Origin of the sequence: Gemmiger formicilis (genome assembly GCF_016901605.1) — a bacterium.
Lineage (GTDB): Bacteria > Bacillota > Clostridia > Oscillospirales > Ruminococcaceae > Gemmiger > Gemmiger formicilis_B.
The window spans coordinates 1-212 of the sequence record NZ_JACJKP010001087.1; the positions used below are offsets into that span (position 1 = coordinate 1).

Sequence of the window (212 nt, forward strand, 5' to 3'; positions counted from 1 at the left end):
CGTGACGGTACCCCAGTACAACATTGATGTGACCAAACTGGAAGCAGCGCTTTCCCCCAAAACCAAGGCCGTCATGATCGCCCACACGCTGGGCAATCCCTTTGACCTGGCCGCCAATTCCATGAAGGTGCTCAACAGTTCGGCTGAGCCCTGGAAGGTCACGGTGGTGGATACCGGCCTGGATACTATGACGGGTGGACGAGTCAAGCGGA

The 212-nt window shown here is 57.5% G+C and carries 1 protein-coding gene; it reads left to right on the plus strand.

Translation table 11 applies throughout. The annotated features are described in order from the left end of the window. On the plus strand, positions 1–212 hold a 212-nt coding region (locus H6B10_RS18655; protein WP_243427464.1), incomplete at both ends, for a DegT/DnrJ/EryC1/StrS family aminotransferase.